1 protein-coding gene is annotated in these 1,536 nt (G+C 72.3%); it reads right to left on the reverse strand.

Annotation, left to right across the window (positions count from 1 at the left end; translation table 11 throughout):
• Positions 1–66: 66 nt before the first annotated feature.
• Positions 67–1,473: a proline--tRNA ligase gene (gene proS / locus E1211_RS31995; RefSeq protein WP_132353967.1), complete on the reverse strand. Its 1,407-nt coding sequence runs from the start codon at positions 1,471–1,473 to the stop codon at positions 67–69.
• Between the last annotated feature and the right edge of the window lie 63 nt (positions 1,474–1,536).

Genomic DNA, 1,536 nt, shown 5'->3' on the forward strand with positions numbered 1-1,536 from the left:
CCCCCGTCGTTGACAGGGCCCCCGCCCGCTGCCGGAGGCGTCGGGAAGGGGCCCTCTCGATTCGGCTCAGTAGGAACGGGCGAGGATCGCGACCAGGTCGGGCTCGTCCTCGGTGTCGGGAACCGAGCCGTCGGCACGCAGCAGGCAGCGGACGGTGACGCCCTGGCCGTTCGCCTCGGCCTCACCTTCGGCCCCCACCGCGGACCACGGCACCCGGGCCCAGCCGGTCGCGGCCGCCTCGATCGCCTCGGCGAGAGTGTTCACCGAGGTGGTGCGCGACTCCCGGAAGGCCAACGCCTCGTCGTGCAGCGCCTGCTGGTCGGTGGTGAGCGCGGCCAGCACCGCGTCGACCACGTCGGCGACCGGCGTCGGCGTCTTCGTGCCGTCGGTACGGCGGACCACCACGGCGTTGCCGGCGGCGAGGTCACGCGGGCCGACCTCGACCCGTACCGGGTAGCCGCGCAGCTCGGCGTCGACAGCCCGGCGGCCGAACGGGGTGTCGGTACGGTCGTCCAGCGCCACCCGTACGCCGGCGTCGCGCAGCGCGTCGCGCAGCTTGGCGGCCGCCTCGCCGACACCCTCGCCCTCCTTGACCACCATGACGTACGCCTGCACCGGCGCCAGCCTCGGCGGCACCCGCAGCCCGTTGTCGTCGCCGTGGCACATGATCAGGCCGCCGAGCATCCGGGTCGAGGTGCCCCAGGAGGTCGTCCAGGCGTGCTCCCGGCCGCCCTCGGCCGAGGAGTAGGTGATGTCGAAGGCCTTGGCGAAGTTCTGGCCCAGCTCGTGGCTGGTGCCCAGCTGTAGCGCCTTGCCGTCGCCGGTCATGCCTTCGCAGGTGTAGGTGGCGATCGCCCCGGCGAACCGCTCCCGGGAGGTCTTGAGCCCGACGAGCACCGGAATGCCCAGCACGTTGACCATCAGGTCCTCGTACGCCTCGTGCAGGATCCGCCGGGCGTACGCGCGCGCGTCCTCCCGCGTGGCGTGCGCGGTGTGCCCCTCCTGCCAGAGGAACTCGCTGGTGCGCAGGAAGATCCGGGGGCGCAGCTCCCAGCGGACCACGTTCGCCCACTGGTTCAGCAGCAGCGGCAGGTCCCGGTACGAGTCGACCCACTTGGCCATGAACTCGCCGATCACCGTCTCGCTGGTGGGGCGCACCACCACCGGCTCGGCGAGCTGCTTGCCGCCGCCGTGGGTGACCACCGCCAGCTCCGGCGAGAAGCCCTCGACGTGCTCGGCCTCGCGCTTGAGGTAGTTCTCCGGGATGAAGAGCGGGAAGTACGCGTTCTCCGCGCCGGCCGCCTTGATCCGCGTGTCCATCTCGGCCTGCATCCGCTCCCAGATGGCGTAGCCGGCCGGTCGGATCACCATGGTCCCCCGGACCGGGCCGTTGTCGGCCAGCTTCGCCTTGGCGATCAGGTCCTGGTACCAGCGGGGGAAGTCCTCCGCACGGGGAGTGAGCACGCGTGCCATGACCGCACATCCTATGCGCCCCGGCGCGCTCCCGAACGACCGGCCACGCCCACCTCGCCCCGT

It is taken from the genome of Micromonospora sp. 15K316 (genome assembly GCF_004348525.1).
In the GTDB taxonomy this organism is placed as follows: domain Bacteria; phylum Actinomycetota; class Actinomycetes; order Mycobacteriales; family Micromonosporaceae; genus Micromonospora.

Excerpts from the sequence above, each read along its gene's own strand:
- proS (WP_132353967.1), bottom strand. The coding sequence starts at position 1,473 with ATGGCACGCGTGCTCACTCCCCGTGCGGAGGACTTCCCCCGCTGGTAC.